13 protein-coding genes are annotated in these 17,887 nt (G+C 71.8%); 10 read left to right on the forward strand and 3 right to left on the reverse strand.

Annotated elements, in window-relative coordinates; all coding sequences use genetic code 11:
- Positions 1–1,415, forward strand: a 1,415-nt coding sequence (locus VF330_RS27405) for an endo-1,4-beta-xylanase (RefSeq protein ID WP_330854562.1), incomplete at its 5' end; no start/stop codon positions are given.
- A 90-nt stretch (positions 1,416–1,505) separates the two neighbouring features.
- A complete protein-coding gene (locus tag VF330_RS27410) occupies positions 1,506–2,993 on the forward strand; it encodes an arabinofuranosidase catalytic domain-containing protein (RefSeq protein ID WP_330854563.1) in 1,488 nt (495 codons plus the stop codon).
- Between the two features lie 31 nt (positions 2,994–3,024).
- Here VF330_RS27410 and VF330_RS27415 read toward each other — a convergent pair whose 3' ends face one another.
- On the reverse strand, positions 3,025–3,669 hold the full coding sequence (locus VF330_RS27415) for a TetR/AcrR family transcriptional regulator (RefSeq protein WP_330854564.1): 645 nt from the start codon (positions 3,667–3,669) through the stop codon (positions 3,025–3,027).
- A gap of 159 nt (positions 3,670–3,828) precedes the next feature.
- Here VF330_RS27415 and VF330_RS27420 point away from each other — a divergent pair, with 159 nt between their 5' ends.
- From VF330_RS27420 to VF330_RS27445, 6 genes are all read left to right on the forward strand, one after another.
- Positions 3,829–5,106, forward strand: a complete 1,278-nt coding sequence (locus VF330_RS27420) for a YncE family protein (RefSeq protein ID WP_330854565.1) — start codon at positions 3,829–3,831, stop codon at positions 5,104–5,106.
- 888 nt (positions 5,107–5,994) lie between these two features.
- Positions 5,995–8,718: an AAA family ATPase gene (locus VF330_RS27425; protein ID WP_330854566.1), complete on the forward strand. Its 2,724-nt coding sequence runs from the start codon at positions 5,995–5,997 to the stop codon at positions 8,716–8,718.
- Between the two features lie 33 nt (positions 8,719–8,751).
- The gene (locus VF330_RS27430) at positions 8,752–9,978 is read left to right on the forward strand and encodes a class I SAM-dependent methyltransferase (protein WP_330854567.1); all 1,227 of its coding nucleotides are present in this window, start codon (positions 8,752–8,754) and stop codon (positions 9,976–9,978) included.
- Positions 9,979–9,980: 2 nt separating this feature from the next.
- Positions 9,981–10,952, forward strand: coding sequence for an NAD-dependent epimerase/dehydratase (locus tag VF330_RS27435; protein WP_330854568.1), 972 nt, complete (start codon positions 9,981–9,983; stop codon positions 10,950–10,952).
- A gap of 75 nt (positions 10,953–11,027) precedes the next feature.
- Positions 11,028–11,594: a dTDP-4-dehydrorhamnose 3,5-epimerase gene (locus VF330_RS27440; RefSeq protein ID WP_330854569.1), complete on the forward strand. Its 567-nt coding sequence runs from the start codon at positions 11,028–11,030 to the stop codon at positions 11,592–11,594.
- A 19-nt stretch (positions 11,595–11,613) separates the two neighbouring features.
- Positions 11,614–13,008, forward strand: coding sequence for an NDP-hexose 2,3-dehydratase family protein (locus VF330_RS27445; RefSeq protein WP_330854570.1), 1,395 nt, complete (start codon positions 11,614–11,616; stop codon positions 13,006–13,008).
- A 45-nt stretch (positions 13,009–13,053) separates the two neighbouring features.
- Here VF330_RS27445 and VF330_RS27450 read toward each other — a convergent pair whose 3' ends face one another.
- Positions 13,054–14,163, reverse strand: a complete 1,110-nt coding sequence (locus VF330_RS27450) for a DegT/DnrJ/EryC1/StrS family aminotransferase (protein ID WP_330854571.1) — start codon at positions 14,161–14,163, stop codon at positions 13,054–13,056.
- A gap of 246 nt (positions 14,164–14,409) precedes the next feature.
- Between VF330_RS27450 and VF330_RS27455 the strand changes: the two genes are divergently transcribed.
- The gene (locus VF330_RS27455; protein WP_330854572.1) at positions 14,410–15,630 is read left to right on the forward strand and encodes a macrolide family glycosyltransferase; all 1,221 of its coding nucleotides are present in this window, start codon (positions 14,410–14,412) and stop codon (positions 15,628–15,630) included.
- Positions 15,631–15,653: 23 nt separating this feature from the next.
- Complete coding sequence (locus tag VF330_RS27460; protein ID WP_330854573.1) at positions 15,654–17,102, forward strand: AfsR/SARP family transcriptional regulator; 1,449 nt, start codon at positions 15,654–15,656, stop codon at positions 17,100–17,102.
- A gap of 44 nt (positions 17,103–17,146) precedes the next feature.
- On the opposite strand, the gene VF330_RS27465 is transcribed toward VF330_RS27460, so the two are convergent.
- The coding region (locus VF330_RS27465) for an FAD-dependent monooxygenase (protein ID WP_330854574.1) at positions 17,147–17,887 on the reverse strand (741 nt) is incomplete at its 5' end.

Here is a 17,887-nt window from a genome sequence, read left to right on the forward strand (position 1 = left end):
AGAGCTCCAGCCCTGCGGCGTCGTTCCACCTCGACGACTTCGTCCTGTCGTACACGCCGCTTCCCCCGATCCAGACCGACATCCCCGCGTTGCGGGACGTGGTGCCGTTCCGGCACTTCGGGGTCGCCGCCGAGCCCGCTCTGCTGTACGGGGAGCACGGCAGGCTGCTCGACCGCCACTTCAGCTCGATCACACCCGGCAGCCAGCTGAAGTGGGACGCGACCGAACCGGCCGAGGGCACGTTCCGGTTCACGGACGCGGACACGCTCGTCGGCTGGGCCAAGGCGTGGGGCAAGGCGATCCGCGGTCACACCCTCGTCTGGCACCAGCAGACGCCCGACTGGGTCTTCAAGGACGCCTCCGGCGCCGACATGACACCCACCGCGGAGAACAAAGCGCTGCTGCTGCACCGCATCGAGTCGCACATCCGCGCTGTGGTGGGCCGCTACCACGACGACATCACGGCGTGGGACGTGGTGAACGAGGTCGTCGACGAGGCGCAGCCGGACGGCTTGCGTCGCAGCAAGTGGTTCGCGATCGCGGGACTGGACTACATCCGCACGGCGTTCCGCGTGGCCCACGAGGTCGCGCCGAACGCCACGCTGGTCATCAACGACTACAACACCAACGTGCCCGCGAAACGGGACCGGTTGTACGATCTCGTGTCCCGGCTGCGCGCGGAAGGTGTTCCCGTCGACGCCGTCGGACACCAGATGCACGTCAACGTCGACTGGCCCTCTGCCGCCGAGACGGAAGCGATGATCACCAAGTTCCTGCCCTTGGGCGTGGACCAGCAGATCACCGAGATGGACGTCTCGATCTACACCGACAGCGGCCAGTCGTACCCGAGTCCGCCCGCCGCTTCCCTGCTGGCACAGGCACAGCGCTACCGCGACCTGTTCGCCGTGTTCACCAGGTACGCGCACGCGATCAGCTCGGTGACGTTCTGGGGCCTGGCCGACGACAGCACGTGGCTCGACACGTTCCCGGTGACCCGCAAGGACCACCCGCTGCTGTTCGACACCCGGCTGCGGGCCAAGGACGCCTTCTGGGCCGTGGCCGATCCCAGCCGCATCGGGACCGTTCTGCCCACTGCCACCTGCGAGATCGCTTACGAGACGACGACGCAGTGGCAGGGCGGGTTCCTCGGCTCGGTGCGGGTCACGAACTCCGCCACCGCACCGCTCGACTCGTGGACCCTCGCTTGGTCGTACGCCAACGGCCAGCGCGTGACCCAGCTCTGGAACGGTTCCCACACCCAGGACGGCCCGGTGGTGACGGTGCGGAGTGCGCCGTGGAACTCGGCGATCCCGCCCGGCGAGTCCCGCTCGTTCGGGTTCCTGGCGGATTGGAGCGGTGCGAACGACCGGCCGGCGTCTTTCGTCCTGAACGGCGCACCGTGCCGGTGGGTGTGACCGCATCCCAGCAGCGCCTCGACAACACGAACACGGGCTCCGCGATGGTCCGGAGCCACGACCCAGATCCACAACGCAGTGGAGCGGCTCATGACAACGATCCGATTCAGGCCGAGGCGCGTTCTGCCCGCGGCACTGAGCATCCTCCTGGCCGGCGCCCTCGCCGTCGCACCGGCCGCCACGACACCCGCGGCAGCGGCCACGACAGGCCCCTGCGACATCTACGCGTCCGGAGGGACGCCCTGCGTCGCCGCGCACAGCACCGTGCGAGCCCTTTACGGTTCCTACAACGGGAACCTCTACCAAGTCCGGCGTTCCTCGGACAACACGACCAGGAACATCACCGTGCAGGCGGCGGGCGGTAAAGCCGACGCGGCCGCGCAGGACGCGTTCTGCGCCGGCACGGCCTGCATCGTCACGGTGGTCTACGACCAGTCGGGACGCGGCAACGACCTGTGGTACCAGGGTTCCAGCGTCGTGCCCGGCTCTCCGCAGAGCAGGCCGGCCAGCGCGACCTCCGAGGCGCTGACCGTCGGTGGCACCAAGGCGTACTCCCTCTACATCAACCCCGGCAACAGCTACTGGCGCGACGGTCACCTGACCGGGGTTCCCACCGGCAGCGCGCCGGAGGGCATGTACATGGTCACCAGCGGCACGCACGTCAACGGCGGCTGCTGCTTCGACTACGGCAACAGCGAGACGACCCGCAAGGCCGACGCGGCCGGGGCCATGGACGCGATCAACTTCAGCACGCAGTGCTGGTTCGGCGGCTGCCAGGGAACCGGCCCGTGGGTGCAGGCCGACCTGGAGTGGGGACTCTTCCCGGGCGGCAGCCAGTCGTGGAACCCGAACCAGCGGGCCTTCCCGAACAAGTTCGTCACGGCGATGCTCAAGAACAACGGCACCACGCGGTTCTCACTCAAGGGAGGCAACGCGCAGAGCGGCGCCATCACGACGTTGTGGGACGGCTCGCTGCCGCCGGGCTACAGCCCGATGAAGAAGCAGGGCGCCATAATCCTCGGCAGCGGCGGTGACTGCTGCAAACCCGACGGCGGTGCGAACCTCAGTGCCGGCACGTTCTACGAGGGCGCCATGGTGGCGGGTTACCCGTCGGACGCGACCGAGAACGCCGTGCAGGCCAACATCATCGCGGCCGGCTACGGCACCGGTGGCGGCACCGGCTCCACCGGTCCCGTCCGCGCGCTGGCCGCCGGCCGGTGCCTGGACGTCAACGGGGCGAGCACGGCACCCGGTGCGGCGGTGCAGATCTGGGACTGCCACTCGGGGACCAACCAGACCTGGACGCGCACCGCGGCGGGCCAGCTCACCGTCTACAACGGAACCGAGACGCGCTGTGCGGCCGCGCAGAACAACCAGACGTCACCGGGTACCGCGGTGGTGACCGCGGCCTGCGACGGCGGAGCCGGCCAACGCTGGACCGTCAACGCCAACGGCACCGTGACGGGTGCGCAGTCCGGCCTGTGCCTGGACGTCAACGGTGCCGCTACCGCCAACGGCACCAAGGTCGTCCTGTGGACGTGCCACGGCGCCGCCAACCAGCAGTGGACGTTCGGCTGAACCGAACGTCGATCGCGGCCCTGGAACGCGGTCACCCGGCGATCTGGTACCTGCCGAGCACCATCTGCGCCAGCTCGTCCGCGATCTCGTCCAGGGTCGCGTCCACCCACCCGACGACCCAGTCGTGCATGAGCCCGTTGACGGCGCCGATGATGGCCGCCGCGGTGATGCGGTAGTTGCCGGGCGGGATCTCGCCGCGCGCGGCGGCCTGCTCGGCGAGCTGGTTGATCATCTCGATCCAGACGGCGCGGCGTTCGAGGCGCTGGCGGTCCATCCGGGGACTGACTCCGACGACTTCGACGTACGCGATGCGGGCGTGCCGCAGGTCGGTGCAGGCGCCCTTCACGTAGGCGCGGACGACTGCGGGCAGGAGCTCGGGGACGGTCAGGTGCCCGACGCCGGGCAGCACCTCGGCGACGGCTTTCCCCGCCACGTCGTTGACGTGCAGGTGCAGGTCGGCCAGCAGGTCCTCCAGCGTGCGGTACTCCTCGTAGAACTGGCGGCTGGACAACCCCGCGGCCTTGCACAGGTCACCCAGCCGCGTTCCCCGGTAGCCCGTGGTGGCGCCGAACAGCTCCAGGCCGGCTTCCCGGAACCGCCTGCGGCGCTCGTCCCGGCGTTCGGACGCGGCCTTGCCCGCGTAGCGGCCCTCCGCCGGGGTGATCCTGCCCGCCACTGTTCCTCCACCTGTCCGCAGCAGTTTCCCCCACCGGGCCTTGTGGCGCCCATCACACCTTCCCTACTATCGAGTAGCCACATCTGAACTCGGCCAAGTTCAGATTTCCCTGCGGCACGCGCTCCCTCGCGGGGCGCCACCACACCCGGAGGAGCAACGATGCTCGCCACGTCCGACCCTGCACGGACAACCCCTGCCGGAAGCGCTTTCCCGCGCCGGCGCCTGACTCACGTCCTCACCGCGGCGGCAGTGCTCGCCGCCTGCGTCAGCACCCCGGCCGCCTCCGCCGCCCCGCTGCGGGAGGTGATGTTCGTGGGCAACAACTGGGACGGCACGGCCGACGTCGTCGCGTCCACCGGCGACTTCGCCAGGATCGGCCGGCTCAACGTCATCCCCGACAAGACCCAGCGGCTGACCGAGATCTACCTCAACCCGATCAAGCTGGCGTTCTTCCTGGGCATCCGGTCGGGCCCCGGCGAGGGACACGACCAGTTCGTCGACGACATGTACTCCACCCCCGACGGCTCGGCCATGGTCGTCTCCCGGCCCAGCTTCGCCGACGTCGTCTCCCTCGACCTCGCCACCGGGGCGGTCAAGTGGCGGTTCCCGGTGTCCGGCTTCCGATCCGATCACATGGCCGTCTCCCCCGACGGCAGCAAGGTCGCGGTCTCGGCGTCGACCTCCAACACCGTGCACGTGCTGGACATCAACACCGGCAGGCAGCTCGGCTCCTTCAAGACCGGCGCCAAGCCGCACGAGAACGTCTTCACCAACGGCGGCAGGTACCTCTGGAACATGTCGATCGGCGAGGTCAACAACGACTTCGACGCCCCCGACCAGGACTGGCTGAAGGGCGACCGGCACATCACCGTCGTCGACGCCACCACCTTCCAGGTCGTCAGGACCATCGACATGCGCAGCAGGCTGAACGCGTTCGGCCGCAGCGACCTGTCCAACGCCGTGCGGCCCGCGGTGTTCAGCCCCGACTTCTCGAAGCTGTACTTCCAGGTGTCGTTCTTCAACGGCTTCCTGGAGTACGACGTCGCCACCGACCGGATCACCCGCGTCAAGACCCTGCCGAAGAACCCGAACACCAGCGACGACCGCAAGACCTTCGTCAACGACTCGCGCCACCACGGCCTGTCCATGAGCCCCGACGGCGGCAAGCTCTGCGTCGCCGGGACCATGGACGACTACGCCACCGTCGTCGACCGGACCACTCTCGAGCAGGGCCCGCTCGTCACGGCCTCCAAGCCCTACTGGGCCACCGTCAGCGGTGACGGCCGCGCGTGCGTCATCTCCGAGAGCGGCTCCGACCAGATCACCGCGATCGACTTCGCCACCGGACGCAAACTCGTCTCCGTGCCGGTCGGCGACCACCCGCAACGCGTGCGCGTCGCCCACATCGACGCCGGCTGGACCGGTCCCACCCGCTGACCGGGTCCCCGTTCTGCCCGGTTCCCCGACGGCCGGGCAGAACGGGTTCTCGCTCCGCTGACGACCGTGCCCGGTGGGCCGGTGTCGGTTGTTCGACCCACTGTGCGCAACTCCCCGTCTCGGTAACTTGATCTTGCGATCACCCGAAGGCTTGGAGGAGCACCATGACCCCCATCCGGCCCCTCACCACGGTCCTCGACGTCAGCCCTGAGGCGCACACGGTCGTCATCGTTCATCGGCAAGACGACCGCGGCCGGAAGGGCATCGGCGCATTCGCGACCAGATGACCGCGAGCGCGTCTCGGCGCGCCCGGAAAATGGCCGGTTTGGACGCGTGTGCCCGAGTCGCCAATTCGGCGTTATGTCCGGTTCGCGGACTGGAATCACCGTTCCACCGATGCATCGGTGACCTATGTCAATTGTCCTCCGTCGACGAGGCGAGCCTCCACCTGCCGCGGCGGGAACCCGTTGTGGATCTTGATCGCGGCCCCCGACGCGCCGGAGCGGAGGCCTGCCGCACGGCACTTCGGCGCCCCGCGCCCGCCGCGGAGGCGCGGCCACGGTTGCGACACGGATCCAACAATCGCGACGATGCCCCGTCCGGGCTGTGCTATAGACCGTTCCGCCATCGCACGCCCGAAGTTCGGCACTCCGCGATCCGGCCGTACCGGCTAGCCCGTTCGCCGCCCGTCCGGGCGCGGCCCGGCAGATTCGGATCAACAGATCCAATAGCTTCAAGGCACACCGGGTACGGGCTGTACCTCTACTCCAGAGAAGCGCTGTCAAGGCGCTGGAAAATTGAGGAGTCCGTGCTATAAAGCGTCCACCTGGGGGTGCGCTGCAGCGGAATGTCCATCGGTGACCCGTGCTGGAGGGAACTGGACGATTGGTGTCGACGGACCATGACGACGCACTCGTTGAACTGGTCGGCCTGCTCGCCGAATGCTCGGCGGGAACAGGCAGGCTCGCGCTGGTCAGTGGCGGTGTGGCCAGCGGGAAGACCGAACTGCTGCAGCGGTTCCAGCGGCACGCCGCCGGCGCGGGGGCGTTGTTGCTGACCGCGACGGGCGCGCCCGCCGAGCGCCCCCTGCAGGCAGGTGTCATCGACCAGTTGTTCCACGGCGCCGGATTACCGCCGGAAATAGCGGACCGCGTCTCCCACCTCATCACGCCGATCGCCGCGACCGTTCCCGAACCCGGGTCGGACGTGCGCAGAACCCACCATTCCCACGTCCGGCCCGTGCATGAATTGTGTCAAATACTTCTTGAATTGTCGCGAGAACGCCCGGTGGTGTTGTGCGTGGACGACGTGCAATTCGCCGACAGTTCCTCGCTGCAATTCATCCTGTACCTGCGGCGGCGGATGAGGGCCGGGCGGGTGGTCGTCGTGCTCGCCGAGTGGCAGCAGCCGCAGCCGACGCTGCCGCTCTTCCACGCCGAACTGACCCGGCGGCCGCACCACCGCATCCGGCTGGCACCGCTGTCGGTGCGCGGGGTCGCCGAACTGCTGCGCGACCGGGTGCCCGATCCTGGCGCTCTCGCGCCCGCCTGGCACGCCCTCAGCGGCGGGAACCCCATGCTGGTCCGAGCCCTCGCCGAAGACCGGGAGGCCGGGCACGAGACCTGTCCCGGCCAGGTAGGTCCCGCGTTCAAGCGCGCGTTGCTGGAGTGCCTGCACCGGTGGGACGCGGGGCTGCTCGAGGTCGCGCGCGCCATCGCCGTGCTCGGGGAGGAGCGCACACCGGTCCTGCTCGGCCGGCTGGCCGGCACCACGCCCGAGGCCGTCGAGCAGGCGGTCGACGTGCTCACCGCCGCGGGCCTGCTGGTCGACGGCCGCTTCCGCCACCCCGGCGCGGCGCCGGCGGTCCTCGACAGCACACCGGGCGCCGAGAGGGTGCGGCTGCGCGCCCGTGCCGCCGAACTGCTCTACCAGCGCGGCGCGGCGGCAGCCGTGGTGGCCGACCACCTCGTGGCCGCCGACCGGGTCGCGCCGGGCTGGCCGGTCTCCGTGCTGCGCATCGCCGCCGAGGAGGCGCTCATGGGCGACGACGTGGCGGCGGCCGTGCGCTACCTGGAACCCGCGCTGCCCGTGGCCGAGCCGGAGGAGCGGCTGGGCGTCACCAGCGTCCTGGTCCGCGCGCTGTGGCGGGTCAACCCGGCCGCCGCCGTCGTGCACATGGAACCCCTGCACGAGGCGATGTGGGCGGGCCGGCTGGGCGGCCGCGACGCCATGACCGTCGTGCACCACGCGCTGTGGATCGGGGACGAGGCCACGGCCGTGCGCGCGCTCGCCGTGCTGGAGGAGAACCCCGGCATGCTCGACGCGCAGAGCGCGGCCGAGCTGCGGATCGTCTGCCAGTGGTTCCACGGCCTCGGCCCGGCGACCGCCGTGGCCACCGACCCGGTGGCCGACGCGGACCCGTGGGTGGCCGCGGCGCAGGCCATCGGCACGTTCTGGACCGCGGAGTTCCACCCCGACGCCATCGCCAGCGCCGAGCACGTCCTGCGCAGCTGCCGGCTCGGCGACATGTCGCTGGAGGTCGTGCTCACCGCCCTGCTGGTGCTGTCGCACGGCGGCCACCCCGACCGCGCCGAGCGGTGGTGCGACCGGCTCACCGCCGAGGCCGTCCGCGGTGGCGCGGTGACCTGGCAGGCGGTCCTGGAGGTCCTGCGGGCCGACATCGCCCTGCGGCGCGGGGAGGTGGTGGTGGCCGCCCAGCGCGCGGAGACCGCGCTCGCCCTGCTGCCGCACCAGGGCTGGGGCCTGTCCATCGGCTACCCTCTGGCCGTCCTGCTCGACGCCAACACCGCGCTGGGCCGGCACCGGGTGATCGCCGACGTGATGCGGGTGCGCGTGCCCGACGCCATGTTCGCCACCGCCGCGGGCCTGCGCTACCTGCACGCTCGCGGCACCGGCAACCTCGCCGTCGGGCGGGTGCTCGCCGCCATCAGCGACTTCCAGAACTGCGGCACCCGGATGCGCGAGTGGCGCGTCGACCTGCCGGTGCTCGCGCCGTGGCGCTGCGGTCTCGCCCAGGCCAACCTCACCCTCGGCCGCCCGGAGGCGGCACGCGAGCTGATTCGCGAGCAGATGCTGCTGCCGGCCGGTGACCGCCGCACCCGCGGCGCCGCGCTGCGGGTTCTCGCCGCCGCGGGCGAGCTCGCCGGGCGACCCGCGCTGCTGCGCGAGGCCGTGCGGCACCTGCGGCGGGCGGGTGACCGGATCGAGCTGGCGCGCGCTCTGTCCGACCTCGGGGAAGCGCTCGACACCCTGGGCGAGCACGCCGAGGCCCGCGAGCTGTCCCGGATCGCGGTGGCCGAGACGAAGGCGTCGTACTCCGGCGCCGTGCCCATCCCGGTCGACTGGGAGGACGGCGACGCCGGTGACGGGCGACCGGTCCTGAGCGACTCCGAGCTGCGCGTGGCCGAGCTCGCCGCCAAGGGCCACACGAACCGCGAGATCAGCGGAATCCTCTACATCACCGTCAGCACCGTCGAGCAACACCTCACGAGGGTCTACCGCAAGCTGGGCATGCGCAGCCGGGCGGACCTGCCGCACCGCCTGTCCCAGCGGACCGGCACCGGCCCGCGGGCGTTCGAAGCCCGCGGGTGACCCGTGCACCTCCCGAGTAGAAAGAACCCGCCGATGCCCAACCAGTCCACCTGCCGCGTCTGCGCCGGGACGGTCACCGAGTTCCTCGACCTCGGTCGCCAGCCGCTGTCCGACGCGTTCCGGCTGCCCGAGGACACCTCCGTCGAGTTCACCTACCGCCTCGCCGTGGGCGCGTGCGCGGACTGCGCGATGGTGCAGCTGATGGAGGAGGTCCCCAGGGAGAAGATGTTCCACCAGGACTACCCGTACCTGTCCCAGGGATCCGCGGTGATGCGCGAGCACTTCCACGCGCTGGCCGAGCGGTTCCTGAGCACCGAGCTGGCGGGTGAGGACCCGCTCGTGGTCGAGCTGGGCTGCAACGACGGCACCATGTTGCGCACCGTCGCGGAGGCGGGTGTGCGGCACCTGGGCGTGGAACCGTCCGGCGCGGTCGCCGACCTGGCCGCCGAGGCGGGTGTGCGGGTCCGCAAGGACTTCTTCGAGGAGTCCACCGCACTGTCCATCCGCGACGAGGACGGTCCGGCCGACCTCGTGTACGCCGCGAACACGTTCTGCCACATCCCGTACGCGGACTCGATCCTGCGCGGCGTCGTCGCGCTGCTCAAGCCCGGCGGGGCGTTCGTGTTCGAGGACCCCTACCTCGGCGACATCGTCGAGAAGACCTCGTTCGACCAGATCTACGACGAGCACTTCTTCTTGTTCAGCGCCACCTCCGTGGACGCCATGGCGCGCCGGCACGGCCTGGAGCTGGTCGACGTCGAACGGCTTCCGGTGCACGGCGGTGAGGTCCGCTACACCCTGGCCTTGCCCGGTGCGCGCACACCCTCCGCGGCCGTCGCCGCCCTGCTCGCGGAGGAGCAGGCGCGCGGCCTGCACGACCGCGCCGTCCTCGACGGGTTCGCGGACCGGGTCCGCGCGATCCGCACCGACCTCGTGGCGCTGCTGGAGGACCTGAAGGCGAAGGGAGAACGGGTCGTCGGCTACGGCGCGACCGCCAAGAGCGCCACCGTCACGAACCTCTGCGGCATCGGACCGGACCTGGTCGAGTTCATCAGCGACACCACGCCCGCCAAACAGCACAGGCTGGCACCCGGCTCGGGCATCCCGGTGCGTCCGCCGGCCGCCTTCGCCGACCCCCACCCCGGCTACGCGCTGCTGTTCGCCTGGAACCACGCCGCGGAGATCATGGCGAAGGAGCAGGAGTTCCGCGACGCGGGCGGCAAGTGGATCCTGTACGTGCCCGACGTCCACGTGGTGTGAGCGTGCCGGGCGAACTGGGCGGCGCACTCGTCGCGGTGCTCGGCGGGTCGGGGTTCGTGGGTTCCGCGGTGTCCGCACGGCTGGCGGCACGGGGCGCACGGGTGCGGGTGGTGGCACGGAACCCCGGCATGCCACCGTTTCCGGCCGAGGTCGTCGCGGCCGACCTCACCGAGCCCGGCGCGGTGGCCGCCGTGGTCGCGGGCGCGGACGTGGTGCTGCCGCTCGTGCTGTTCACCGGCGGTGGCTCCTGGCGGGTCGCCGACGGTGACGCGGCCGACGCCGCCAGGGTCAACGTCGGCATCGTCGCCGAGGCGGTGGCCGCGGCACGGGGGTCCGTCGTGTTCGCCGGCTCCACCTCGCAGGTGGGGCCGGGTGCGCCGGAGCGGATCGACGGCACCGAGGCCGACGATCCCGAGTCGGAGTACGACCGGCAGAAGTGCGCCGCCGAACGGCTCGTGCTGGAGGCGGGCGGCTGCTCCCTGAGGCTGCCCACCGTGTTCGGCCCCTCCCCCGGCTCCCCCGACCGGGGCGTGGTGACCGCGATGGCGCGGCGCGCGCTCGCGGGCGAGCCGCTGACCGTGTGGGGAGCCGGGGACGCGGACCGCGACCTGGTGTTCGTCGAGGACGTCGCCGAGGCGTTCGCGGCGGCCGTGACGCACGCCGACCGGCTGGCCGGGCGGGCGTGGCTCGTGGGCTCGGGCACCGGGATCGCGGTGCGCGCGTTGTTCGAGCTCGTCGCCTCCACCGTCGCGGAGCTGACCGGCCGCCCGGCCGTGCCGGTGCTGTCGGTGCCGCCACCGCCGCACGCCACCGCGTCGGACCTCCGCGGCCTGGTGGCCGACCCGGCCGGCCTCACCCTGGCCACCGGGTGGCGGGCCGGCGTTCCCCTGGCGGATGCGGTGTCGAGGACCGTCGCCCACGTGATCGGTTCCTCAGTGGACGGTGGGCTGCCGGGCACCCCTAACAGCGGATAGGGGTTCCCCTAAGCTGGTTGACCTCGCCGTCCGGGCCTCTGCACGCTGATCACCGTCCTGAGACGGAGGTCATCGATGAGAGCCCGCGCACTCTCCGTCGGCGGAGCCTGGGAGTTCGAGCCCGAGGTGTTCCCGGACGACCGCGGCCTGTTCGTCTCGCCGTTCCAGCACGAGGTGTTCACCGAGGCGGTCGGTGCGCCGCTGTTCGCCGTGGCCCAGGCCAGTGCCAGCGTGTCGCGCCGCGGGGTCGCCCGCGGCGTGCACTACGCCCGCACCGCACCGGGATGCGCGAAGTACGTGACCTGTTCCCGCGGGCGTGTGCTGGACATCGTGGTGGACCTGCGGGTCGGCTCGCCGACGTTCGGCGAGTGGGACTCCGTCGAACTGGCGGGCGACGGCTTCCGCGCCGTCTACCTCCCGCCGGGACTGGGCCACGCGTTCGTCGCGCTGGAAGACCACTCCACCGTCCACTACCTGCTGTCCCGCGCCTATGAACCGGCGGACGAGCTGGCCGTGTCCATTGTGGACCCGGATCTCGCGCTGCCCGTGCCCGCCGACGCCGTGCTGTCCGAACGCGACCGCGTCGCGCCGGGCCTGGTCTTCGCACGGGACAACGGACTGCTGCCGGTACACGCCGCCTGAGCCGAGGAGAGCACACCAGGTGACCGCGCCCACCCGCCGACCCACCCCGACGCGCCTGGCCGAGTCGATGCTCGCCGCGCGTGACGCCGACGCCGTGCACGCCTGGCTCGCCCGCACCGCCGACCACAGCTGGATGGAGGTCGAGCGCGTCCCGCTGGACGGCCTCGCGGGCTGGCTCACCGAACCGGGCACCGGCACCCTGCGCCACCACAGCGGCCGGTTCTTCAGCGTCGAGTCGCTCGCCGTCGAGCTGCCGGGCGCGCCCGTGCCGCGGTGGTCGCAGCCGATCATCAACCAGCCGGAGATCGGCATCCTCGGCATCCTCGTGCGGGAGTTCGACGGCGTGCTGCACTTCCTGATGCAGGCCAAGCACGAACCGGGCAACGCCAACGGCCTGCAGCTGTCGCCGACCGTGCAGGCCACCCGCAGCAACTACACCCGCGTGCACCAGGGCAAACCCATCCCCTACCTGGAGCACTTCCGCGACACCTCCGGCCACCACGTACTGGTGGACATCCGCCAGTCCGAGCAGGGCGCGTGGTTCTACCGCAAGCGCAACCGCAACATGGTCGTCGAGGTCGACGGCGAGATCGAGGTGCGCGAGGGGTTCCGCTGGTTCACCCTCGGCGAGATCGCCGGCCTGATGACCGTGCCGGACCTCGTGAACATGGACGCCCGCACGGTGCTGGCCTGCCTGCCCGGCGGTGGCGCGGCGCTGGCCGGGGCGGCGGCCGACCCGTTCGGCGAAGCCCTCATCCGGTCCGGCGACCCGGCCGCTCCCGGCGTGCACACCATCGGGGACGTGCTGAGCTGGATCACCGAGGTCCGCACGCGCACCGACCTCCGGGTCGCCCTGGGCCCGCTGGCCGGACTGCCGGACTGGACGCGTGAGAACGGCGTCATCGCGCACCGCGACGGCGGGTTCTTCACCGTCGTGGGCGTGGACGTGCGAGCCGGCGGGCGCGAGGTCGGGGCCTGGTCCCAGCCGATGATCGAACCGGTCGGCACGGGGGTGATCGCGTTCCTGGTCAGGGAGATCGGTGGCGTGCTGCACCTGCTCACCCACGCGCGCACCGAGGCGGGCTACGCCGACGTGACCGAGCTGGCGCCCACCGTGCAGTGCGTGCCCGAGGCGCACGACCACCTGCCGGCGCGGCCCCGGTTCCTCGACGAGGTGCTCGGCTCGGCCAGGGTCCGCTTCGACGCCGTGCTGTCCGAGGAGGGCGGCCGGTTCCTCGGCGCCCGCAACCGGTACATGATCGTGGAGACCGACGCCGAGGTCGCACGGGACGACCCCGAGTACCGGTGGCTGACCGTGCACCAGTGCGAAGAGCTGCTGCGGCACAGCTTCTACGTCAACATCCAGGCCCGCAGCCTGCTGCTGTGCCTGCGCAGCCTGCTCCCGCGCGGATGAGGCGGCCCCGGTGGGGACGGGTGCCGCCGCCCGTCCCCGATCCGGTCAGAGCGTCGCCAGCACCTGCTTGAGCGCGTCGACCACCTGTTCCTGCGTCTGCTGGGGCAGCGACGGGTACATCGGCAGCGAGAAGATCTCGCGGGCCACCCGCTCGGTCACCGGCAGGCTGCCCTCGGCGTAGCCCAGGTGCGCGAACCCGGTCATGGTGTGCACCGGCCACGGGTAGCTGATGTTCAGGTGGATGTCGTGGGCCTTCAGGCGCTCCAGGATGTCGTCGCGCCGCGGGTGGCGCACCACGTGGACGTAGTACGAGTGCGTGTTGCCCGGTGCGGTCGTGGGCAGCACCAGATCGGTGCCGGACAACGCCTCCGCGTACCGCGTCGCCACCGCCTGCCTCGCCGCGACGTAGTCGTCGAGGCGGACGAGCTTGCGGCGCAGGATCTCCGCCTGCACCTCGTCGAGACGGCAGTTGTGGCCGGGCGTCTCCACGACGTAGTAGGTCTTCTCCATGCCGTAGTAGCGGTGGCGGCGCAGGTTCGCGTCCACCTCGGCGTTGTTGGTGATCGTCGCGCCGCCGTCGCCGTAAGCGCCGAGAACCTTCGTGGGGTAGAACGAGAACGCGGCCGCGTCGCCCATCGACCCGGCCACCCGGCCGTGGTGACGCGCTCCGTGCGCCTGGGCGCAATCCTCCAGGACCAGCAGGCCGTGCCGCTGTGCCAACTCCCGCAACGGTTCCATGTCCACGCACTGGCCGTACAGGTGCACCGGCAGCAGGACCTTGGTTCGCGGCGTGATCACCGAAGCCACTTGGGCGACGTCCATCAGGTAGGTGTCCGGGTCCACGTCGACGAACACCGGTGTGGCGCCGACGGCGTCGATCGCCAGCACGGTCGGCGCGGCGGTGTTGGACACGGTGACCACCTCGTCGCCGCGGCCGACGCCGAGCGCCTGCAGTGCCAGGCGGAGGGCGTTCGTCCCGTTGTCCACGCCGACGCAGTGGGCGACCCCGTGGTAGGCCGCGAACTCGGCCTCGAAGGACGACACGCTCGGTCCCAGGACGAGCCGGCCGGAGGAGAACACGGTCTCGACCGCGTCGAGTATGTCCTTGCGCTCCAATTCGTATTCGCGCGAGTAGTCCCAGACGAGCGTGGCCATCGGCAGCCCTTTCGCTGTGGTCGGCTTCCCGGCCAGCCTAGGTCCGGCCCCCGACTAGGGGGTAACCCCTAATCTGCAGGTCAGGGTGGTCGAAGCGGTCCCCTGGGAGCGCCCGGTCGCTCGTCGTCGAGCGGCGTGGAAACAGGGGGCATAGGGGTGTCCAGGCCGCTTCCGGTCGTTTTACGGTGACCACGCTCCCGGCAGGTTCGCCGGATTCCAGCACAACAATCGGGGCGAGGACGACGAATGTCGCGGCATTTCCTGTTCATGTGCCACCCGGATCACGGGCACGTCATCCCGAACCTCGCGGTGGTCACCGAACTGGCCGCGCGCGGGCACCGGGTCACCTACCTGACCGCGCCGAGCATGGCGGAGATCGCCGCCGAGGCCGGCGCCACCGTCGTGACCTACCCGTCGCGGTACCGCGACGCCGATTTCGCCCGCGTGGCCAACGATCCCGGCTACCTGATGGGCGTGCTGCTCGACGAGAGCGAGGCCATGCTCGCCACCGCGACGGCCGAGCTCGACGGCGACCGGCCGGACTGCCTGGTCTACGACACCTCGGTGCTCTACGCGGCCCGCGTGCTGGCCCGGCACTGGGACGTCCCCGCCACGCAGGTGATCCCGGTGTTCGCCTCCAACGAGCACTTCTCCTTCCTCAACGCCATGTACAACCCCGACTCCGACGCCGCCGAGCGACCGGCCTCGGAACGGCCGGAGGAGATGCCGGAGTGGGTCGGCGCCACGATGGGGCGCATCGGCGCGCTGTGCGCCCGCTACGGGGTGACCGCCGCGCCGCACGAGGTGTGGTTCGAGGTGCCGCCGCTGAGCCTGGTCACCGTGCCACGCGAGTTCCAGTACGCGGGCGAGACCTTCGACGAGCGGTTCGCGTTCGTCGGGCCGTGCGTCGGCGACCGCAGCTTCCTCGGGACGTGGACTCCGCCCGCCGGCGACCTGCCCGTCGTGCTGGTGTCGCTCGGCGCGGTGTTCAACGAGGACGAGGGCTTCTTCCGCACGTGCGTCGACGGGTTCCGCGGCAGGCCGTGGCACGCGGTGATGACCACCGGCGGCGGTGTGGACCGCGCCTCGCTCGGCGACCTGCCGCCCAACGTCGAGGTGCACGACTTCGTTCCGCACGTGGCGGTGCTGGAGCACGCGTCCCTGTGCGTCACCCACGCCGGCATGGGCACCGTGATGGAGGCACTGCGATCGGGCACGCCGATGGTGTGCGTGCCCGGTTCCGCTCTCGACCGGCCCACCGGGTGGCGTGTCCGCGAGCTGGGCCTGGGCACCGTGCTCTCCCCTTCCGACCTCACGCCCGCGACGCTGGCCGACGCGGTCACATCGGTGCTCGGCGACCAGGAGATCACGGCCCGGTCGGACCTCATGCGCAAGGCCGTCGCGGAGGCCGGCGGTGCGGCACGCGCCGCCGACGAGGTCGAGCAGCACCTGGCGCGGTCGCGTTGACGCCCGCCCCGGCCGAGTTCGGCGTGCTGGGACCGATCCGGTTCCTGCGCGACGGCGTCGAGGAACGGGTGGGCGGTCCCCGCGAGCGCGCGGTGCTGGCGCGCCTGGTGTTCGACGCCGGCCGCGTGGTCAGCGTGGACCGGCTCATCGAGGCGGTGTGGCACGGCGACCCGCCGGCCAGCGCGCGCGGTCAGATCGCGATCTGCGTGTCGCGGCTGCGGCGGGCGCTCGGCGAGTCGGGGCGGGCCATCGACACCACGAGCCCCGGCTACGTGGCGCGGCTGGACGAGAACGCCGCGGACTGGTTGCGGTTCAACGGACTCGTCGCCCGGGCCCGGCCGCGCGCGGCCAGCGGTGACCTGGCGGGCGCCGCGGCGCTGCTGCGCGAGGCGCTGGGGTTGTGGCGCGGCGTTCCGTTCGAGGACCTGCCCGGTCTGCGCGCGGAAGCGGTGTCGCTGCAGTCCGCGCGGCTGGACGCGGTGGAGGCGTGTGCCGAGCTGGAGCTGCGGCTCGGGCTGCACCACCGGGTCGGCAAGGACCTCGCCGCGGTGGTGGCGGAACACCCGCTGCGCGAACGGGCGCGGGCACAGCTGATGCTGGCCCAGTACCGGTCGGGCCGGCGGGCCGACGCGCTGCGCACCTACCAGGACGCCCGGCGGGTGCTGGTGGACCAGATCGGCCTGGAACCCGGTCCGGAGCTGCGGGAGCTGCACGAGCAGGTGCTGCGCGACGCGCCGGCGCTGCTCACGCCGGTCCGCGCCGAGGCGCAGGCGGTCGCACCGTCGCAGCTGCCGCGTCAGGTCCTGCCCTTCGCCGGTCGCCCGGCCGCGCTGGACGCGCTGGACGCCGCGCTCGCCGTGGGCCCCGACGTGCCCGGCGTGGCCGTGCTGTCGGGTCCGGCCGAGGTGGGCAAGACGGCCCTGGCGCTCCGCTGGGCGCACCGGCGCCTGGACCGGTTCCCCGACGGGCAGCTGCACTCCGACCTGGTGGACGACTTCGGCCGGCCCGTACCGCCCACCGTGGTGCTGGACCGGTTCCTGCGGGCGCTCGGCGTGACCGCGTCGTCCATTCCGGACGATCCCGGCGAGAAGGTCGCGCTGTACCGCAGCACGGTGTCGCACAAGCGCGTGCTGGTGGTGCTCGACGGTGCGGTGGACCACGCGCAGGTCCGGCCGTTGCTGCCCAGCGGCGCGCACACCAGGGCCATCGTCACCAGCAGGCTCCCGATGGACGAGCTGGTCGCCCGCCAGGGCGCGCACCGGGCGTTCCTGGAACCGCTGACGGCCGCGGAGTCGTGGCAGCTGCTGACCATGCTGCTCGGGCACGACTGGGTGGCCGAGCAGCGCGGTGAGGCGACCAGGATCGTCGGCTCGGCCGACGGCTTCCCGCTGCCGCTGCGCCGCGCGGCGGCGGGTGTGCGGACGGCACCGCACCAGCAGGACCGCCTGCGGCTGGCCGGCATCCCCGCCTGACCGGTGCCGCTCGTTCGACCGGTGTGCGTCCCGCGGCAAGCCGGTCAACCACGCGCGAGAACCGCGTCGACGGCCGCCGACAGCGCGTCCGCCGACGCGGCATCCGTGCTGCGCCAGGCCACGTGGCCGTCCGGCCGCACCAGCACCGCGCCGGCCGCGCCCACGCCGTAGACCGAGGCCCACTCCGGCGACACCACCGCGGTCGAGCCGTCGGCCGACACCTCGACCGCCGTGATGGCCACGCCGGTCCGGACGCCGGCCTCCTTCGCCGACTGCGCCCAGCCGCTGCCCGCCGGGGTGAGCAGGACGAGTCCCGCACCGAAGAGGTCCAATGTGGACAAGGTTTTCGCGCCGCTGGTCAGTGGCACGTGCGGCGCGCGGTGGCCCGGTCGCGCGGTCGCCACGTACGTCCGGTAGGGGTCCTCGACCGCCGGTGCGCCGGTGCCGTCCGGCACGACGGCGGCGGAGTCGTAGTGGAAGCCCAGGACCAGGCCCTCGCAGCTGCGCCGGCCCGCCTGCTGCGCGATGGCCTCCTTCATGGACAGCTTCCCCTCCATCATCTGGAACGTGATGAAGGCGTTCGCCAGGCTCTCGCCGACGGTGCGCTCCCCGATCGGGTGGCGCTCGGCGTCGTAGGTGTCGAGCAGGGCCTCGCCGGCCGTGCCCGACAGCACCGCCGCGAGCTTCCACACCAGGTTGTGCGCGTCCTGGATGCCGCAGTTCATCCCGAACCCGCCCTGCGGCGTCGACACGTGCGCCGAGTCGCCCGCCAGGAACACCCGGCC

Origin of the sequence: Lentzea sp., assembly GCF_036380075.1 — a bacterium.
GTDB lineage: Bacteria > Actinomycetota > Actinomycetes > Mycobacteriales > Pseudonocardiaceae > Lentzea.

Coding starts and splice junctions, on each gene's coding strand:
- VF330_RS27410 (WP_330854563.1), top strand. CDS start 1,506: ATGACAACGATCCGATTCAGGCCGAGGCGCGTTCTGCCCGCGGCACTG.
- VF330_RS27420 (WP_330854565.1), top strand. CDS start 3,829: ATGCTCGCCACGTCCGACCCTGCACGGACAACCCCTGCCGGAAGCGCT.
- VF330_RS27430 (WP_330854567.1), top strand. CDS start 8,752: ATGCCCAACCAGTCCACCTGCCGCGTCTGCGCCGGGACGGTCACCGAG.
- VF330_RS27440 (WP_330854569.1), top strand. CDS start 11,028: ATGAGAGCCCGCGCACTCTCCGTCGGCGGAGCCTGGGAGTTCGAGCCC.
- VF330_RS27450 (WP_330854571.1), bottom strand. CDS start 14,163: ATGGCCACGCTCGTCTGGGACTACTCGCGCGAATACGAATTGGAGCGC.
- VF330_RS27455 (WP_330854572.1), top strand. CDS start 14,410: ATGTCGCGGCATTTCCTGTTCATGTGCCACCCGGATCACGGGCACGTC.